The sequence below is a fragment of the Paenibacillus sp. JNUCC32 genome (assembly GCF_014863545.1).
GTDB classification, from domain to species: Bacteria; Bacillota; Bacilli; order Paenibacillales; family Paenibacillaceae; genus Paenibacillus_AQ; species Paenibacillus_AQ lautus_A.
The window spans coordinates 4,549,536-4,569,677 of record NZ_CP062260.1; the positions used below are offsets into that span (position 1 = coordinate 4,549,536).

A 20,142-nucleotide genomic window follows, 5' to 3' on the forward strand; every position below is an offset into this window, starting at 1 on the left:
GTTACCGATTGTCGAATATGGATGGAAATGGAAGTGTAAGATATCTTGCGTAAATTAGTTTTGAATAAAACCGTGTCCGTCATGCTGATCTCCTTCGCCTTGGTCGGATTGCTTGGATTGAGCATTGAAGCCGATCAAGTGGTCGATCAAATGAGACAAGAAGTCGTGACGCATGCGGAAAAAGAGCTTCGCGTTCCGACATACGATGCCATTGTCTTTACGCCGTTATGGGTCGAATACTTGAAGGAGCATCCGGATGACGGCACAAAGGTGATCGGCATGTTCGGGCCCTCCACGGTCTTCGGCACGACCGTGCAAAAGGGGGAGAATACCTCGGCCGGCGTCCTTCAAGCTCATTTGAAAGACAGCCGCGTGATCAACCTGGGGATTTCCGGCGGAAGATTTACGGAGACTTACTCCCTGCTCGCCTCGATGATTGATGAGATTGATTTTGTCGTCTATGAGATCAATTATGGGATCGTCGTTGTCTCGGATAATGATCCGAACGTTGTCGTCTATCCGTCGCTGGTGGAGAAGCTGGGTCAACCTATCCCGCGCAGCTGGCTGGTTGATTTCCCGGACAAAAACCGCGAATCGCTCCCAAGCAACGCCCACAATTGGGTAACGTCCCATTTTCTGAATAAGTGGGCCCTCTATCATGATCGCGACGCGATCAGCTACCGTCTGTTCAGGACTCGTACGCCGATGGAGAAAATCCGCCAGGAAGTCCACAAGAACGAAAATGAAAGAAAAGGGATAGAAGAAAGCTATACGCCGATGTATACCGCTTATGACAAAATGAATGACGCTCAACAGGAAGGCATCGACAAGCACTATGCAGAGCTTTATCGGTGGAGTAAGCCTTTTAATCAAGATCACAGCTTCGGGTTGTTCATGATTGAAAAAACGCTTGAACTGCTGCAGGAGCATCATAAGAAAGCCGTGTTCTATTCGGCTCCGCTGGATAAAGAGCATATTGCCAACAAGAAGCTTTTCAATTGGAGCGAATATACCGAAGCGATGGGCGCTTATCAGAAGCTGGTAGAGTCGAGAGGATACCCCTATATCGAATTTAATCAAGAGGAGAACAATACAATCCCGCATGAATATTATCGCGACTCAGCCCATCTTATCGACAAAGGGAATAACATGTTTGGCGAAATCTTGTATATGAGGATGAAAGATAATGGAATCACAGCCCCATAGCACCACATCGGCCGAAACGAAAGCCCGCAGCCTCACTCATCATGTCGGAAGGGCACTGATCATGGTGGGAGTGGCACTTGGCGGAGCCATCGTCCTGATCGCCATCGTACTTGGTATTTTGTTCTTTTCCGGAGAAACGCAGGAATTTATTTATATGAACTTCTAAATGTACATGAACATCCTACATATTTGCGTTTGGACCCAAGCTGATCTTTATCTACCGCCTTTTGATATTTATCGAAAGCGAGTAACGACAATTATTCATGCTCATCACGCACGGCGCCGCAGTTCATAAAAATATTGCACAATCGGATGTTTTAGCTTCATCCTATCTGCCATGTTTACAATCCGCTTTTTGCCGACGCGTCTGTCTACCAAAGCTAGAATATTCAATAAGATATCATCGCTCTCCATGCTTTCTTCTATAGAAGTAGATAAGAACTTATTCGCTGTAGCGACAAAATTGGATTTACTTAATGCAGTCTGTGCTGACAAAAGCTCTTTTGCGAGGACCGATACTTTTCTATTTCTTGCAATGACGTTGAGACGATCTTCTGGAACGGTCCCTTTGGTTTCCTTTCTGACGGCTTCCAATTCATCGTTGCTGATCGGAATTTGGATATGGGGATCATTCTTGATTTCCAGCTCCGTCTGATACCACCTTATGGAGTTGGTTTTATCACTCATATGGAGTACGTTCTTTTTATCTACCGATATATAACAAAGCCCTGCTTTATCAGGTAAATAACGATAACCGGTTGCGCGATATTCAACTCTTCCGGCTAATGCAGGACTGAGAAAACTCTCCAGCTGTTGCTTCAATTTGCTCCAGGACATGGTTCCTCCTATGTTTTCAAACCCTGAGGGGCGCGGGATCAATCTGCACATCTTTTTCAGTATGAATAAACCCCTGCCAAAAAACAACCCATAACATTAAATAACAAAAACAGACTGCCGTGGCAGTCTGTTCTTGGTTTTACTAATTTCATTCCACGTGATATGCAGCTAAATTGCGGATCAAAGGCTGCTCCACGCTGGAAAGAATACGAACCCGCAATTGATCGGTTTCGACGGTGTCGAAACGGTCAATTTTTTTATGCCCGATCGCACTTCCACGTACAAGCTCCTTCCATTCGCCATGGCTGAATGCTTCGAGCACGTATTCACGCACACGCTCCCCATGAGCAATGTCTTCCATGATGATTGCGTGATTGACGGACTGAATATGCTCCAGCTTCAGAAGCAGCTCGGTTCCTTCTCCACTCGTTTGGCCAACCGGCTGCCCGAATCTGCGGCGGATTTCATCTCCGAATTCGACGACACGCTCCACATCCACTTCAGGCAGCAGCCCGCGGTTGTCCGGAGATATATTCAACAGCAGCGTAGCGCCATGGCCGACCGAACGGTAATAAATATCCAGCACGTCCTCCAGGCTTCTTAAGCTTGCTTCATCGTCAGGATGCCAGAACCAGTGACGTTTGCGTATCGGAACATCGCATTCGGCCGGTACCCAGGCCGGGGTTCCTTCCATCCAGGTCATCATGTCACTGGTGAACATGCTCTCCCTCGCTGTGGTGGCCGTATTCCAGCAGGGATAAGGCGCAACGCCGTCTTCATTCCCTACCCAGCGAATCGTTGGGCGCCCCATATTAAAGACCATGGCATCCGGCTGGTATTTATCAATCAAACCGATGATTCTATTCCAATCGTATTCCCTGCCTTGGGAGCCGGCTCCGTCGAACCATACTTCGACCAGGGGTCCATACCCGGTCAGAAGCTCGGTTAATTGCTCCGCGTAGAAATCGTCATACGCCTCTTTATCGGGATAGCAAGGTTCATGTCGGTCCCAGGGGGACAAATACAACCCGAACTGAAGTCCTTCCTCTCTGCAGGCATCGGCAACTTCCCGGACGACATCCCCTTTGCCGCCCCTCCATGGACTGGACTTCACGGAGTAATCGGTCGTTTTCGTCGGCCACAGACAGAACCCGTCATGATGCTTTGCGGTCAATACCAGATATTTGAAGCCGGCGCGTTTTGCAGTTCTGGCCCACTGCCGTGCATCAAACTGCTCCGGATTGAAGAGCTCCGCCGAATCCGTTCCGTCTCCCCATTCCTGATCGCAAAACGTATTCATACCGAAATGGCAGAACATACCCAGCTCCATATCCTGCCATGCCAGCTGCTGCGGAGATGGCTTTGCAAGTTCATTCATTGAATCATACACCTGCTTTCTATGAAAATGATGATCCCCTGCGCAAGGGAGACCCGTGCGCAGGGAACCGATTCAGCATTATTTTCCGGCATCCAATGCCTTTTGATAGATTTCCAGGTACTGGTTCAGCTGCATGCCATCCAGCCCTTTCACATATGCATCCCATTCTTTGTTAATATCTTTGGAGCCTGTAATAAACTGGGCCATATTGGATTTCACGTAGTCGACAAGCGTTGTCTTGATCTGAGCTACGAGCTCGGCATCTTCAAGCGCTATGAACAATCCCGATGGATATTGCTCCTTGGATTGATACGGTTCATATTCCTCGGAGACTTTATTCAGACGGGTACCGTATCCATCGGGAGCGAGCGGATCCTGAGGAGCTGTCCAGGACGCACGATAAGCGTAGGTTCTCAGTGATGGACCGATCTGCTCCCAACCGTCATTATGCGTCGGCTTTTTGTCGGGGATAGGAATAGCCGTATATTTAGCCTGCTTTCCATCCATACCCTTTTCTCCGGATTCAGCTTTCTTCCAACCTTTGCCTTCAGGGCCATATTCCTGCAACACGATCGCTTCTTCCGTATACAGATAATCCGCTAACCGGATGGCGGCAATCTGCTGCTCTTTCGTCGCTTTATTCGTAATCGCAAATTGCGAGACACCGATTCCCGCAAAATTCAGCGTCTGCTGCACACCATTCGGGCCTTTCAGCGGCGGCAGGGCAACATAATCTTTATGACGCGGCGCCTTATCATCCATGCTGTAAGCATAACTGATTAAAGCAGTTGATAACGTACCCATAATATTGTCCGGTTCCCGGTTGGCCATTTGCTGAACCGCATCGGCATTCTGGGTAAAGGCTGCGGGATCAATTAATCCCTCTTTGTACAATTGATTCAGATAAAGAAGGCCTTGCTTCCACTCTTCTTTGTTTGCCGTAAAATCAACTTTGCCATCCATGACGCGGAGGAACGTACCCGAACCCTTGTCGACGTAGTCATCAAGGATAAACGAGTTCATCAGGAAGGCGGAGACGTTGCCTGCCCACATTTCATCCGAGCCTGTCAGCGGGATTTCATCTTGTTTGCCGTTGCCGTTCGGATCCTTCTCTTTGAACGCTTTCAGCACAGTATAAAATTCGTCAGTGGTCGTTGGAACAGGCAGTCCCACTTGATCGAGCCATTTTTTATTGATCCACATTTTGAGCGCATTGTCACAATGGTAGCATTCATTGACCTGCGGCAATGCATAGATGTTGCCGTCCGGAGTCGTGATGGAGGCTTTCATGTAAGGGATATCCTCCATCGCTTTCTTGATATTGGGTGCATATTGGTCTATCAAATCATTCAGAGGGATAAACACGCCCTGCGACCCATACTTCATCTGCTCTTCCTTGGTCAAATTCGCTTGGAGAATGACTTCAGGATAATCGCCACCGGCCAGCATGAGCTGCTTGCGGTCGTTCAAAGCATTCTCAGGTACTAGGTCCCAAGCGATATTGATGTTCGTCTTCTCTTCAAGATGTTTGGTAAATAGGTTGGTATCCATGTTTTCGATTGACGCAAACTGAGGCGCGAACATTTTAATGGTCATCGGCTCCTTCACGATCGGATAGGAACCAACGGCATTAAATAAATCTTCATTGGCAGCACCGTTGTCGGCCGTCTTGCCATTTGACTGATTGCCGGAATTGGTTCCGCCGCAGGCACTAAGCAGCAGCACGCAAGCCATTAGGCAGCTAATGATACCTAGCCAGTTTTTCTTCTTCATGCTCTTTTCCATCGAATATACCCCCCGTTTATCATCCGTATTTCGGGCATTTGGCCCTTTCCTATGCTTTTGCCTCCACCAGCTTTTGCCGTATCTGAATAATGTACGGCCTCACCTCCTTGAAACCATTATCGCTCTGTCATGATCAGCCCTTTAGCGAGCCGATCATGACGCCTTTGACAAAATGTTTCTGGACGAAAGGATATATGATAAGCACAGGCAAGCTGGCAACAACGATCAAGGAATATTTCAGCAAATCCTTGAGCCCCTGCTGCGCCTGCATCTGGCTCACATCCGCCATCATGGAAGCATCGACTGAATTCAGAATTAGAATGTTTCTGAGAATGATTTGAAGCGGGAACAAGTCAGGACTCCTTAAGAAGATCAGTGCATCAAAATAAGCATTCCAATGCCCGACTGCATACATCAAGGTCATGACCGCAATAATGGGTTTGGACAGCGGCAGGACAATGCTGAATATGAACCGGATGTCACTGCATCCGTCCAGCTCCGCGGCTTCCGCCAATTCATCGGGTATCGTGGTTTGGAAAAACGTCCTTGCAACGATAACCTGGAATACCCCCAGTGCCCCCGGTAAAATCATGGCCCACCGCGTATCCAGCAGATGGAGATTCTTAACGACGAGGTAATAAGGAATCAGTCCTCCTTCGAACATCATCGTGATCACCAGCAGAACCATGAAGAAATTGCGGCCGTAAAGCGACTTCTTCGCCAGCGGATAAGCCAGCATAATCGTGAGCGTTACATTGATGAGGGTGCCGACAACGGTATAAAAGAGGGAATTCAGATAGCCGACGCCAATCTGCGGATTATTGAATACCGCCTTGTAGCCGTCCAGCGTAAAATCTACGGGAAACAGCCAAACCTTCCCCGATGTAACCGCCTGAGGCGAGCTGAAGGACGAGCTTACGATGTAGATTAATGGTACAGCTACGGCAATAAGAACCAGGGTCAAGAACAGATAGATCAAGAACATGAATAGGCGGTCGCCTTTCGATTCACGTATAGCGGCTTTTTTGAACATAGGGTCTCCTCTCTTTCCAAAGTTGCTATTGTTTACTGGCTGCGTAGAACAGGCCTACCACAAGCTGCTGTTCGACAGCTTTCTGGCGATGTAATTGACGGACACCAGCAGAATAAGATTGATGACCGAGTTGAAGAGACCGATCGCCGTTGAGAAGCTGAAGCTGGAGCCCAGCAAACCAACCTTGTACACATAAGTGGATATGACTTCCGACGTGCTTAAATTAAGCGGATTTTGCATCAGGTATATTTTTTCAAATCCTAGTTTCATGATGTTGCCCAGATTGAGAATGAGCAGAATGACCGATACGGGAATAAGGCTTGGTATATCGATGTTCAGAATCTTCTGGATGCGGGACGCGCCATCTACCTTGGCTGATTCGTACAGCTCCGGGTTAACGCCGGACAGTGCTGCGATGTAAATAATCGCTCCGTAACCTGTAAATTGCCAAACATCGGACCAGACGTAAATGGACTTAAACAGGCCCGGTATACCCATAAAATTCGTATTGCTCATACCTAACATCTCGAAAAATTTACTGATCATCCCCACATTTGGCGTCAAGTTGACGATAATGATCGAAACCATGATCACCGTAGATATGAAATAAGGGGCATATGAAACCATCTGTACCGTCTTCTTGAATAGGCCGTTGCGGATTTCATTCAGCGCGAGTGCCAGCAGGATCGGTGCGGGAAAGCCTACGATCAATCCGTAGAAGCTAATGCCAAGCGTATTCTTAATGTAGAGCCAGAAGTTCGGCGAATCGAAGAACTGGCGAAAATATTTCAGCCCGACCCAGTCGCTGCCCCAGATTCCCTGGATGACGTTATAATTCTTGAATGCGATTACAATACCGGCCATCGGTATGTATTTGAAAATAATCAAATAAAGAACGGGTAACAAGAGAACGAGATACAGCTGCCAATGACGCTTAATTTGTTTTCCTCTGGACCTTCCTTTCTTCACTTCTGGCAGCGCTTTCAATATTATGGGAGGTTTCGGTTCCAGGCTTGGTTCGGTTTGAAGCCTAGCGTTCAGTCTCGGCATGCGGGTTAGCTCCTTTCGTCCATTCCTACTTTCAGGTCCTTGCGATGTAAACCGAGTGTACACAACAATGTCATCCGGCAACAAGAAACAAAAATAAAAACGACTAACCATTTTCGCCTGGGCCTCCTCATAGAAAGCGAATCAGGGTTCATTCCAGGCGGACGGAACGCCTTAACAACGGGTTCGTTCTCAATCAAAAAAGGCAGCGATCCATGATCGCCGCCTTAACCGTTTTCTACTGCTGAATCATTTTCTCCCCGTTCCTTGGCCTTCCGGTCATTCCTGTATTCGCCCGGGGTAACTCCAGCCGTCCTCTTGAAAACACGGGTAAACGAAATAGCATGAGCATATCCGACCCGCTCTGCGATCTCCTGCACGGAATAATCGGTTTCCGTCAGCAGCCGCTTCGCTTCCTTCATACGGATATCAATCAGGAAATCAACGAACCTTTGTCCGGTATTTTCCTTAAACAATTTGCTCACATATTTGGCGTTCAGCTGATACCGATCGCCCAGCATTTCAAGGGACAGATCCGGATTCGCATAGTCACGCTCAATTAAATCGCATATGTTTCTAATGATGCTGGAGTATTGATTGTCATTATGAATCTGCTTCATCTGTTCATAATGCTCCGTCAGCACTTGTTTAATTTCCTGTCTCAACTGTTCCAGGGAATGGGAATTATCTACCTTAACCGTCAGCTTCGGCAATCCCTCCTGTATCCACTTGTTGTAAATTTCCTTGCCGAGTCCCGACATTTCGCGGCCGATGTAATAAACCAGATAATTCATCAGGCTGAATATTTCATCATTGGTCAAGAAGCTGTTCTTCAGCTGTTCAAACCATTGATCGTAATCCTCGCTCCACTGCTCCTTCTGCATTCTGAAGGACTGGATGATTGCACGAATCTCACCTAAATGCGTATAAACCTCGACAATGCCATGGCCCGAAATATCCTCGCTGCGGATCAAACGATTCTCACCGAGCACGATTTTATACTTTAAGGCTTGCATCGCATCTTTATAGGATTGCGGAATATCGCCAATCTGATCCGTCGACCGACCCATTCCCATCGTAATGGTAAATTTCAAGTTTTGGTGCGTCCATGCCAGGATTTGTTCCGCAATCGGAACCAGTACGGCCTCCTCGAACTTGTCCTGATCCCGTTCTTCAAACAGAATAATGGACAGGTTGGAAGGTGATGTCCATTCCGACCACAGCCGGCAGTCCCATTTCGAAGCGATCTCATCCACGACCGTCCGCAGAGTGAATTTAAGCAGATCTTGATCGGTCTTGGAATAATCCCGACAGAAATCCCCGTACTTATCAATCTCCAGGATGAGCATACGATATCGATCCAGTGGCAGCGGCAAATTCAGTCGAGCCGCTTCAGACTTCCATTCGGATACAGATAGAGGCGAGTCCCCTTCGATCAGCTGGCGGAACATAAACCGGGTCCTGACATGGAGATCCTCCCGGTATTTCTCCTGATATTCCTTGGATTGTTCCAGTATGTTGTCAAAGGCGGATTCGATAAATGCGAATTCATCCAGCTTCCCCTTACGTCGGCTACTGCTCACCACCGGAAGCGAATAGCTGCTGAAACGGGCAGCGATCTCCTCAATTGGCTTGGAATTTCGCCTGGAAACATAAATCATCCATAAGAAACCGATGGCAATCATGCCAAGACCTATGATAAACCAAAGATTATAGAGATAAGAGACAGCGCTTACAAAACCATTGTTCAACAAACCGCTTCCATAGTTCCAATTCGTATAGCTTGATACATACTGGGAATTGACTTGGGATGGCGGACGATCCGCTTTGGTGCCGAACAAATGATTTCCGGAGGTATCCTGAACCTGAATGAAGCTCATGTTGGAATCCAGCATCTCTTCGGTAAGCTTGTTCAAGGATTCCGTGCTCACATTGACAACGATCATGCCTAAGTCGTTTTTCATGTAAGGCGATCCTCTGACCAGGCTGACCACCTGCTTGCCGCCCTTCATTTTAAATTGTTCGAAATTTCTCGCGCCTGTCCATTTCGGCGTTTTCGATACTTGATATTGTTCAATAAATTCATGGTCCGGATATGTACTTACGTATCCATTCGTGGCATTGCTGAGCACATAGCCGTCCGAATTCCTCACCAGATAAATCGAATCGATCAAGGGATAATAATTAATAATCTCCTTGAGCTTCTGAACAGCTTGAATATTAATATAGGGATCGCCAACGGCAGATGATTTGAAAAAATCATTCAAAGCCTTGCTGTTGATGCTTTCGAGGACGATCATATTGTCGATCACCTTCAGGGATGTGTCCACCATGCGCATCGCTTGCAAGGAAAGCGACTTATTGGCATTAAGCGCCTCCCGTCGGCTCTGTTCGCTGAACAGCTGGAAGAAAACAAAAAATATAAAGGTAATCACAATGACAAAAATAGGCATATAGGAGAGCAATAGACGCTTGTACCAGGATCTCTGCATGATCAACCCTCCCACCGTTTTTTCACAAATTTTTAATTATTATAACTTAAAAAGCGCCTTTTGGGTTATAGTTCTCCATAGTCATAACGATGCGCCCATACCTAAACAAAAAAAGAAGCGGGATAATGCCCGCTCCGTTGTTGTAAACCTAGTATGCTGAATTGAATATTTTATAGCAGCGGGTTCTCGTGTTTCGCTTTCAGAATCGACCAGCGCCGCTCCACTTCTTTTTCAAATTCGCCCAGCATTTCTTTGTTTTCTTCCTTGAGCAGATGTCTTGATTTGCCCATGTATTTCAGCCAGTCGCTGAGCGGCACCTGTTTTTTCTTCGCTTCAGGATCGTACGTAATGTTCGTTTCTCCCTGCTCCACTTCATACAGTGGGAAGAAGTTTGAATTCACGGCCGCGCGGACGATGTTCTCCCCATCCTTGTCGCTCGATTTCCAGTTCAGCGGGCAAGTGATCAGCAGCTTGCCGTAGACGGTACCTACATTCTGGGCGTACCACTGCGCTTTTGCCGCCTTTTTCACAAGATCCTGCGGGAATGCTTCCGTCCCCGTGAATACGTACGGAATATGCGCCGCTGCCATCATTTGCACCGTATCTTTGTGATGGAACGCTTTGCCCTGCTGCTGTTTGCCGACACCGGACGTACTGGTCATGTGTCCTAAAGGCGTAGAGTACGAAAGCTGTGCACCGGTGTTCATATAGCCTTCATTATCATATTCCAGAATGATCAGTTTATGGCCCCGCAGCGCCGTCCCGATGGCCGAGCCCATCCCGATGTCCATGCCGCCGTCGCCGGTCACCATCACAAAAGTGAAATCCTCGGGAACTTCGATTTCCCCGCGGCGTTTCTTCTCAAGGAACGCCTCTACCGTGCCGGATAAAGTAGCCGGTCCGTTCTGGAACAAATTATGAATGAAGCTCTGCTTATGCGAGTTATACGGATAACCCGTTGTTGTGATATAAGCGCAGCCGGTATGGAATAGAGTAACGACATTGCCTTCAATCCCTTTGAAAAAGAGCTCCAGCGCTGGGAAAATACCGCAGCCCGGGCAAGCTCCGTGACCGGAAGCAAACCGTTTCGGTTTCGCGGCAAGCGCCCGAATCGGCGGCACTTTAACGGATAGTTTACTTGTCTCTGTATCCACCTTTACATTGATCAGGCCAGATTTAAAGCTGTCTCCATTCATCGGGGCAATGACCGGCTGCAGTCTTTGCTCCTCAGCTCCTGGTGTTTGGCTGTAATAATCAAACGGCACTTTGGCATAACCGAGCTCCATGGCCTCGATCGTCAAGGCAAAAAAAGCTTCCGCGTCATCCGCATAATAGTCTTTCCCGCCAAGTCCAAATATGCGGGACAGCACAATCGGCTGCGGACCACGGATTTCCTGCAGGGCCGCTTTGACCTCATGGGTCAGATTGGCCCCGTGCGCACCGTAAGAATCGGCACGTTCGCCAACCAGCAGCGCTTTGACACCTGTCAATGCCTCGCGGATTTCTCTTGCCGGGAACGGCCGGAGAATATTCGGGCTGATTATGCCCGCTTTCATTCCTTTCGCCCGCAGTCGGTCCACGACGTCTTTGGAGGATTCGGCCGCCGAATTGAGGAGGAATAAAGCCACCTCTGCGTCTTCCATCCGGTACAGATCAAGCGGCGAATAGGATCTTCCGGACAAAGCCGCATATTCCTCTGCCACTTCCTTGAATACTTCCCCCGCACGGTACATGGCGTTTGACTGTTGGAAGTGGTTGTTCATCAAATCGTCGCCGTTCATATAAGCCCCAACAACGATCGGGTTGTTCTCGTCCAGCACATGTGGATATTCAGGCGCCTGTTCCCCTACAAACGCCTGAACGGTTTCCCGGTTCGTAAATATGTGTACCCGGCGTTTCTGATGCGATGTAAAAAATCCGTCATAAGCTACAATGACCGGCAGGCGTACGTCTTCATGTTCAGCGATTCGCAGCGCCATGATATTCATGTCATACACGGCCTGCGGTGAACGGGCGGTCAAAATCACCCAGCCGGTGTTCAGGCCGTAGTAAAGGTCCGAATGGTCACCGCGAATATCCAGCGGTCCGCTGACTGCACGCGTCACCAAATTCATGACCATCGGGAAACGTGTGCCCGCTTGCACAGGAAGCTGTTCGATCATATACAGGAAACCGTTCGCGCTGGTAGCATTGAACACCCGTGCTCCGGCTGCGGCCGCACCGTAGCAAATCCCCGCCGATCCATGTTCGCCGTCAGCTGGAATCAGCTTGATGTCATGTTCGCCGCGTGTACGCATCATATCAAGATATTGGGCGATTTCCGTAGATGGCGTAATCGGAAAATAACCCATCATGTGATAGTTAATCTGGGCAGCCGCCATGGCTGCCATTTCGTTGCCCGATTCGAAGACTTCCGTTTGAGCGGCCGCCAGCTTGTTCTCCGTTGTTTCTTGAATTTGCATATTCATGATCTGACTCCCTCCGCTTTTAAATAGGGAAAAAATTGCGGCACACGGTGCTGCTCCGCATAATGCGGCTCTTCTAACATGGCAGCCAAAGCGGTGGTCGGACAAGCTTCGATACACTTCAAGCAGCCTTTGCAATACTGATAATCGATACCTTTCATAAACATCTGCATATTCCCGCGCTTATCCGGCTTCGTCTCCCACACGATGCAGAAATCCGGACATACCGTATCGCAGGCGGCACAGTGAATGCAGTCCTCGATCTTGTACTCTGGCAAATATCCCTGCCGGGAGCCGCTAAGATCCTTCATGACACTGTTCGCCGTAACGTTCAGAATCCCGCCCAGCTCCTGCGTTTCATATCCAAGAATCGGCTGCGGTCTTGCGAAAGCGATTCGGTCTATTAGCTCTGATCCGTTTCCCAAGGAAAGGAACCGGACTTCGTTATATCCTCTGTCAAAGGTCCGCACATTCGCTTCCACGAGGTGGGGCAGCTTTTTCTCAAAGGTTGAACGGATCACCTGCCGCATATCGTCCGGGTTCAGGAAGCTGCAAATCCGGAACAATGCCCCCAGCATGGCCGTATTCACTTTGGTTTTTTCCTCAACGGAAATGTTCAGCGCATCAACGACGGCCAGCGTTCCCTGGGTCATGTTCAGATCAACGGCCACTTCGGAAATGTCTCGCGCCGTATTCACAAGCACCGTTCCATCAGGCTGTAATCCGCTTATGACATCGATCGTCTTATACAATGCTTCATGAAATACGCCGACGACATGCGGCTGCTCAATGGGACTGTGATCGCGGATTTCCACCTGGGGATCGCAGAACCTTACGAAACTCTTCACCGGCGACCCTTTTTTCTCCGAACCATAGCTGGAAAAATTCGAACCGTTAAGTCCGGAGCCGGTAACCCCGGCTTCCGCCAGCATTTTGCCGGCCAGATTGGCGCCAAGCCCGCCGATGGATTCGAGACGGATCTCGAAAAATCCCAGTTCATTCTTTTGAGGCAAAATCGACATGTTCTCTCCTCATTTCTTCTTAGGTCATTAATTCCAGTTTAAAAGAAGAAACGGACCGGGTTTGTGATTAAACTCACTACTCAAGAAATTGTGATTCCAATCACTATGTCGGTTGTGGGAGCGAAGTATACTGTCTTCAACAGTCCAATTGCGAGGCTATCTTATACTGACCTTTCGACAAATAATCACGAAATTGGAGGAGAAATCATGAATAACAACGCCCAAGAGACCTTACAGCATCAGCCGTCCATGTTCTGCTTTCAATGTCAGGAAGCATCCAAAGGAACAGGCTGCACCATTGTCGGCGTATGCGGCAAACCGCATGATGTGGCTAACCTGCAGGATTTGCTGATTTATCTGCTGAAAGGCATCTCTTTTCTCAGTCTGGATGTCCGCCTGCCGGAAGTGCTTGAACAGCGCGTATCGCTGTTTATGATGGACTCCTTGTTTGCAACGATTACGAACGCCAACTTTGACCGCGAGGTGTTTGTGGGAAGAATCCGGGAAGCGATCGAGCTCCGCGGCGAGGTGCGCACCTATTATAACGAACAATATCCGGAAGGAACCGCCAATCTCCCTGATGCCGCCGTCTGGCAAGCGGATAACGAAGCTTCTTTTGATGAAAAAGCACGTACGGTGGGTGTCCTCTCGACCCGCAATGAAGACATCCGCTCGCTGCGCGAATTGATTACTTACGGCTTGAAGGGGATGGCTGCTTATACGTACCACGCGCTTCATCTGGAGAAGGATGATAACGAATTAAACCGTTTTATGCGCCGTGCGCTTGCCGCCACGCTTGACGACAGCCTTGAAGTGCAGGATCTGGTAGCTTTAACGATGGAAACCGGGAAATACGGCGTAAACGCCATGGCGATGCTGGATGAAGCGAACACCTCGGTTTACGGAAATCCGGAAATTACGAAGGTCAATATCGGGGTAAGAAACCGGCCCGGCATTCTCATCAGCGGCCATGATCTGAAGGATTTGGAGGAGCTGCTGAAGCAGACGGAAGGAACCGGCGTGGACGTGTACACGCACAGTGAAATGCTGCCTGCCCACTATTATCCGGCATTCAAGAAATATGAGCATTTTGTAGGCAATTACGGGAATGCCTGGTGGAAGCAGAATAGCGAATTCGCAGCCTTTAACGGACCGATATTAATGACGACCAACTGTATCGTTCCGCCGAAAGACAGTTATAAGGACCGTATCTATACAACAGGCAACACGGGGTTTCCGGGTGTCCGCCATATTCCAGAAGGAAAAGACGGTGCTCCCAAAGACTTCTCCCTACTAATCGAGCAAGCGAAAGGATGCCCCGCCCCAACGGAGCTTGAAACGGGTGAGATCATCGGCGGTTTCGCTCATGCCGCTGTGATGAACGTGGCCGATCAAGTCGTCGATGCCGTGAAATCCGGGGCGATCCGCCGTTTCTTCGTCATGGCCGGCTGCGATGGACGGATGAAATCCCGCAGCTATTACACCGATTTTGCGGCTGAACTTCCAACAGACACGGTCATTCTAACGGCAGGCTGTGCCAAATACAAATACAATAAACTGGATCTAGGCGAAATCGGCGGTATTCCGCGGGTCCTGGACGCTGGTCAATGCAATGATTCTTACTCCCTCGTCGTGATTGCATTGAAGCTGAAGGAAGTATTCGGCCTTGAGGATATTAATGATTTGCCGATTTCCTATAACATTGCCTGGTATGAGCAAAAAGCGGTGATCGTGCTGCTTGCCCTGCTTTATCTTGGCGTTAAAAATATTCATCTGGGCCCTACGCTCCCTGCATTCCTGTCGCCTAACGTTGCCAAAGTCCTCGTGGAAAACTTCGGGATCGGCGGCATTACCAATGTGGAAGATGACATGAACATGTTCCTTGGTGCCTAAGAAAAAGAATGCCCTCACCGGGCATTCTTTTTCTTAGATTCAGTAATTGTGGAGGATGAGTGCACATCAGCCGCGTTGAACAGATAGCATACTTCTCAATCGACTTCCCGTGAAAATGCTGCTCACTAGCAGTACGAATCCGCCAAACAGATAGGGCAAGTTAAAGTGGACTTCAAACAAAATACCTGCCAGCATCGGTCCAAATATCGTACCGAGACTCGTATAAGCGTTATTCATCCCTGCAACAAATCCCTGTTCATCCCCGGCCACTCTGGACAGCAGCGTATTGATCGTGGGACGCAATATATTATTGAACGTAAAGAACAACATCGTGACTACCATGACATAGTAGAAATGGCCTGAGAATAATAGGAATACAAGCGATACTGCCGATAACAATAGCATGGCAACGATGATTCGTTTTTCTCCGAATCGTTGTGTGATCCGGTCGGTGAACAACAGTTGGTTCAACGTACCGATGAGTGAACATACGGTAAGCAACATAGCGATCTGACGTGTCGTGAATCCGTAGACTTGTACGACAAAAAGCGGGAAAATCGCTTCAAAATGCGTTAAACCGAAGGTCATGGCGAACACAATGAGCAACAGGACAAAATAGCGAGACCGAACCGAAAGCACGATTTGCCGGAATACATTCTCGCTCTTCTCCTTCACTTGACGACGCATCCGGCGAAGGTCCGCCGACAGCGATTCAGGCAATCCCCATAGACTGCAAACCATGGCCAGCAGCCCTACGCATGCGGATACATAGAAGGGCATCTTGATGCCCCATTCCGCAAGCAATCCGCCGACACCCGGTCCAATAATAAACCCGGATGTCATCGACGCACCTAACCATGACATGGCCTTGCTGCGCTGCTCATCTGCTGTAATGTCGGCAATATAAGCAATGATGGACGGGATTAAGGCTGCTGAGCCTACTCCGCCAATCAACCGTGATACGAATAATAAAGTTAGATCGCCCGCGAACGCTGCGAGCAAGTTGGAGATGGCAAACAAGATCAAACCTATGATAATCATGGGTTTACGGCCATATCGATCTGACAAATTACCTGCAAGGGGTGAGAACAGAAATTGGGTCAAGCCGAAGCAGGAGACCAAATAGCCCGCGGCCTGTCCGTTTGCTCTAAACTGCTCAAGAAGTTCCGGTATGATCGGAATGACAAGACCCATACTTAGATTAGCGAGAAACATGTTGAGCAGTAGTAATGGAAACGCTGACTTCTTTAACATTTAGGACCACCTATTTCGAATGGATAAAAACCATGAATCGGAAACTGAATAACAGTCCCCCCTCAATCTGCATTTGTATATGTTAGCATGCGGCTATCTATATTAAAAATATAAAAAACATATAAGGGATGAATCTTTTTGATATACATTGTGGTTGCTCTTGTATAATTCTTACGGCGACCGACATATCAAGTTCAGAAAATCGTTTTTTTGAAAAGTATCTACATTATAAAAAAGAGAACGCCCCTGAAGTTGAAGGGGCGTAGTTCTCTTGATTCATGGATTCATGTGATGATCCGGCACTAAATGGGCTTAGTTTTGACAAAAGAATACTACCTGTCGCATCTCATCTATTCCTTTGCGAACCTTTAATATTAGGCACTCCACATGGGACGAATACTTACTATTGATAGAAGGTTTTCCCTCGATCTTTCCTCGATCTTTCTTCGAAAAAAACCTGATAAAGAAAAAAGGACATGGGTTATGCAAGCAATAATCTGCTTGGTAACTCATGCCCTTTCAAATTAAATAAGCCGCTTCCACTCGACAAGAATATCCTTCCACGTCGCTATTTTTCAATTTACCTATCGATGTAACACCTTAATTCTTACCACCATAGCCCTTGTAAGTAGCGTAAACTGCATCTGCATATTGATCTGCCAGAATAGGACGCCCATAAGAATCCGTAGCTCCCGGATACCAGTTATCTCCACCGTTGTAGTGTAATAATCCATTGTAGATATTTCCGAACTTCGTAATCTTCTCATTTAAAATCAACGCGCCCAGATATACCTGATCTTGTTCACTGCTATGATTATACGCACGGCCAAATTTTGAGCTGAATTGAGATAAATACGCATTGCGTGTGTTTGGTTCTACCTGCATTAAACCGTCGCCGGCCGATGGACTACCTGGTAAACCTGCTCCAAAGCTGCTTTCCTTTTTGATAACAGCACTTAGCAATAAAGCAAAATCTCCGCCTTTCCCATAGGCATTGTCCGCATTCATAACATATGTCCATATATGGCTTGGAACCTCGGCAGGCTTAGTTACTGTAGGAGGTGGTGAACCCGTATAAATCTTGACCGATGACATTTTATCATTGATCGTGCTGCCAACCCAGGAAGAATCTGAAGTAAAGGTCCACTTAGTTCCTCCAAAATTATCATTCTCATATACTTCAACCGTCCAACCGCTTGGAACCTTAAGAGACGACATCCAGTCATTCGGAATTCCGTTTGCGTTCAACTGAGACAGTGTATAATTGCCTATCCCGAGTGTCACTGCTTTTCCTCCATAGTTTATATCTGCATAGAATGTTACTCCGTTCGTTGTCGGTGGTGTCGTTGGTGGCGTAGTTCCGCCGCTACCGCCTTTCTGCCATAAAGCAGGGACATTGGACGGTTCCCAACCTACTTGAGAAGTATGTGCCTGAAGACAGGTATAAGTGCTTCCACTATAGGTTACTGTGTCATTTACTGCATATGCGGTATTTGGAGCCCATGCCCCTCTAGCGGCTGCGTTTACTGACGGTAAGGCTGCGCAAAATGTGGATAGAAATATTGCTAAAACCACCAAAAGTGATAAGGGCTTAAAAGAAAACCTTTTATTAGTCATTTTCAAACCTCCTTGTTTCTTTATTTATCTGTAGCGCTTACATGAGACATGCCACAGGTTTTTGCTGTACTATTATCTTACTTTATTTCCATTTTCTAAATTAATTCCGCAATTTTTAATGTAGGAGTATGTGAAAATCGGGACCCAAATCGCAATTAATGTCGTGCTAAACAGAAGAAAGACTATGAAAAAAGAAGGGGGGAAGGGGGTCGAGTAAATAAGTAAAAAAATTTCGAGAAAATGCGTGAGAAAACAAGGGATTTGACGAGTTGAAGCTCCTCCCTGATTCAATAAAAAAACCGAGGAAAAACAGGAGTGGATACCTGAATTTCGCCCGGCTTGTAACACAACTTTAGGCTTTAACACGACTTTATAGGCTTTGAGATGACTTTAATTGCGTTCTACACCTGACGCACTAACACCGCCACACTCTCCACATGCACCGTATGCGGGAACATATCCACCGGCGTGACCTCCACCGTCCGATACCCTCCATCTTCTAGCACCCTCAAATCCCTTGCCAGCGTGGACGGATTACAGCTCACATACACCACCCGTTCAGGCTTCATCTCAAGAATCGTCTTTAGCAGTCGCGGATCGCACCCTTTACGCGGAGGATCGACCACGATGACGTCCGCCTGGATGCCCTGTTCTTTCCAGCGTGGAATCACATCCTCTGATGCACCAACCTCGAACTCCACATGCTTCATACCATTGAGCTCGGCATTGGCACGCGCATCCTCGATCGCTTCCTTCACGATTTCGACCCCATACACCTTCTTGGCATGTTGGGCCAAGAACAGGGATATCGTCCCGATGCCGCAATACGCATCGATCACGGTCTCCTCCCCGGTTAATCCGGCATACTCCACCGTTTTACCATACAATACTTCTGTCTGAGCCGGGTTCACCTGATAGAAGGAACGCGCGGAAATCGCGAACTTCACATCGCCGATATAGTCATGAATGACCTCACGCCCCCACAGGACGCGGGTCACATCCCCAAAAATAACGTTCGTTTTGCGTGTGTTCACGTTCTGGCAGATGCTCACCACAGCCGGGAGCTCCTCACGGATGGCAGAGATCCACTCGTTGACACGTGGAATCCGCTCGCCATTGGTTACGATCACAATCATCATCTCTCGGGTAGCAAATCCGATCTTCACCACGACATGGCGAAGCAAGCCCTGACCTGTCTCTTCATTGTAGGCGGTGATGCCTAGCTTCCGCCCGATGGCTTTGACGCGGCTGACGACCTCGTCGTTCTGCTCATGCTGGATGAGGCACGTCTCCATATCCACGATCCGATGGCTGCCCCGGGCGTAGAAGCCGCCGACCAGGCCGCCTTCCGTTACGCCGATAGGCACCTGGGACTTGTTGCGGTAGCGCCAAGGCTCGCTCATGCCCAGTGTCGGACGTACGAGGATCCCTTCTTGATCTGAATCAACGCCGGACACGGCAGGATTCGCCCCGTTGGTTTCAGAAATCTCATTGTCCACTCCACCATCTGTGCCACTCCGCTCGTTGCCCACACGCGTCTCTCCAGCACCTGCCGCCTCTCTCACCACCCGCAGCTTCCCGATCCGCTCCAGGTTGTCCACCACCAGCTGGCGCTTCCACTCCAGCTGACCGGCATAACTCATATGCTGCAGCTGGCAGCCGCCGCATTGGTCGTAGATCGGGCATGGGGCTGCAATGCGGTTCGGGCTCTGCTCAACCAGCTCCAGCAGCTTGGCATAGCCATACTGCTTCTTGGTCTTGAGCACCTTCACCCGTGCCTTCTCGCCCGGCAGGGCGCCCTGAACGAACAAGGTGTAGCCGTCGGCACGGCCGACCCCTTCCCCGTCATGGTTCATTCCTATAATATCGATCACGACCTCGTCGTTCTTGGCCACCGGCAGGTCCAAGAGGGCCGCCGAAGCCGCTGGCTTGCCGCTGCGGCGCGTGCCGCTTCCCTTGCGGTTCTTCTTCATGATGTGCTGTTCACTTCTTTCCGTTCAACTTGTCCCTTACCACTCTATATTCCCAATCGGAACACCATCCATAATCAAAGCGGATGATCTTCCGTTAACCTTCATTCGCTTAAACAACAAAAAGCTCCCCCAAGGGAGCT

14 protein-coding genes are annotated in these 20,142 nt (G+C 48.6%); 3 read left to right on the forward strand and 11 right to left on the reverse strand.

Translation table 11 applies throughout. The annotated features are described in order from the left end of the window. Window positions 1-45: 45 nt before the first annotated feature. Together JNUCC32_RS20285 and JNUCC32_RS20290 are read left to right on the forward strand one after the other, a co-directional pair. On the forward strand, window positions 46-1,206 hold the full coding sequence (locus JNUCC32_RS20285) for a hypothetical protein (RefSeq protein WP_192569658.1): 1,161 nt from the start codon (window positions 46-48) through the stop codon (window positions 1,204-1,206). After that, the gene (locus JNUCC32_RS20290) at window positions 1,187-1,372 is read left to right on the forward strand and encodes a hypothetical protein (RefSeq protein WP_192569659.1); all 186 of its coding nucleotides are present in this window, start codon (window positions 1,187-1,189) and stop codon (window positions 1,370-1,372) included. Before JNUCC32_RS20285 ends, JNUCC32_RS20290 begins: the two co-directional genes overlap by 20 nt. A 104-nt stretch (window positions 1,373-1,476) precedes the next feature. Here JNUCC32_RS20290 and JNUCC32_RS20295 read toward each other — a convergent pair whose 3' ends face one another. The 8 genes from JNUCC32_RS20295 to JNUCC32_RS20330 form a co-directional block, all read right to left on the reverse strand. Further along, window positions 1,477-2,043 carry an SF0329 family protein gene (locus JNUCC32_RS20295; RefSeq protein WP_192569660.1) on the reverse strand — a complete coding sequence of 189 codons (567 nt, stop codon included), beginning with the start codon at window positions 2,041-2,043 and terminating at the stop codon, window positions 1,477-1,479. Window positions 2,044-2,191: 148 nt separating this feature from the next. Further along, window positions 2,192-3,421 (reverse strand): alpha-L-fucosidase, encoded by a 1,230-nt coding sequence (locus JNUCC32_RS20300; RefSeq protein ID WP_192569661.1) that lies wholly within the window; start codon window positions 3,419-3,421, stop codon window positions 2,192-2,194. Window positions 3,422-3,499: 78 nt separating this feature from the next. Beyond that, complete coding sequence (locus tag JNUCC32_RS20305; protein ID WP_192569662.1) at window positions 3,500-5,206, reverse strand: ABC transporter substrate-binding protein; 1,707 nt, start codon at window positions 5,204-5,206, stop codon at window positions 3,500-3,502. Between the two features lie 133 nt (window positions 5,207-5,339). Continuing rightward, entirely contained in the window at window positions 5,340-6,239 is a 900-nt protein-coding gene (locus JNUCC32_RS20310) for a carbohydrate ABC transporter permease (RefSeq protein ID WP_012819147.1), read from the reverse strand. Window positions 6,240-6,293: 54 nt separating this feature from the next. Further along, window positions 6,294-7,289, reverse strand: coding sequence for an ABC transporter permease (locus tag JNUCC32_RS20315; RefSeq protein WP_009593427.1), 996 nt, complete (start codon window positions 7,287-7,289; stop codon window positions 6,294-6,296). 224 nt (window positions 7,290-7,513) lie between these two features. Next, complete coding sequence (locus JNUCC32_RS20320) at window positions 7,514-9,778, reverse strand: helix-turn-helix domain-containing protein (protein WP_192569663.1); 2,265 nt, start codon at window positions 9,776-9,778, stop codon at window positions 7,514-7,516. Window positions 9,779-9,948: 170 nt separating this feature from the next. Next, a complete protein-coding gene (locus tag JNUCC32_RS20325) occupies window positions 9,949-12,246 on the reverse strand; it encodes a thiamine pyrophosphate-dependent enzyme (RefSeq protein WP_192569664.1) in 2,298 nt (765 codons plus the stop codon). Further along, complete coding sequence (locus JNUCC32_RS20330; protein ID WP_192569665.1) at window positions 12,243-13,265, reverse strand: 2-oxoacid:acceptor oxidoreductase family protein; 1,023 nt, start codon at window positions 13,263-13,265, stop codon at window positions 12,243-12,245. Before JNUCC32_RS20330 ends, JNUCC32_RS20325 begins: the two co-directional genes overlap by 4 nt. Window positions 13,266-13,472: 207 nt before the next feature. Between JNUCC32_RS20330 and hcp the strand changes: the two genes are divergently transcribed. Continuing rightward, complete coding sequence (hcp, locus tag JNUCC32_RS20335; protein ID WP_192569666.1) at window positions 13,473-15,158, forward strand: hydroxylamine reductase; 1,686 nt, start codon at window positions 13,473-13,475, stop codon at window positions 15,156-15,158. Window positions 15,159-15,224: 66 nt separating this feature from the next. Here hcp and JNUCC32_RS20340 read toward each other — a convergent pair whose 3' ends face one another. The 3 genes from JNUCC32_RS20340 to rlmD all read right to left on the reverse strand — a co-directional run bounded on the left by JNUCC32_RS20340 (window position 15,225) and on the right by rlmD (window position 20,002). Beyond that, a complete protein-coding gene (locus tag JNUCC32_RS20340; protein WP_192569667.1) occupies window positions 15,225-16,412 on the reverse strand; it encodes an MFS transporter in 1,188 nt (395 codons plus the stop codon). Between the two features lie 600 nt (window positions 16,413-17,012). Next, entirely contained in the window at window positions 17,013-18,029 is a 1,017-nt protein-coding gene (locus tag JNUCC32_RS20345) for a carbohydrate-binding protein (RefSeq protein ID WP_192569668.1), read from the reverse strand. Between the two features lie 401 nt (window positions 18,030-18,430). Further along, a complete protein-coding gene (gene rlmD, locus JNUCC32_RS20350) occupies window positions 18,431-20,002 on the reverse strand; it encodes a 23S rRNA (uracil(1939)-C(5))-methyltransferase RlmD (protein WP_192569669.1) in 1,572 nt (523 codons plus the stop codon). Between the last annotated feature and the right edge of the window lie 140 nt (window positions 20,003-20,142).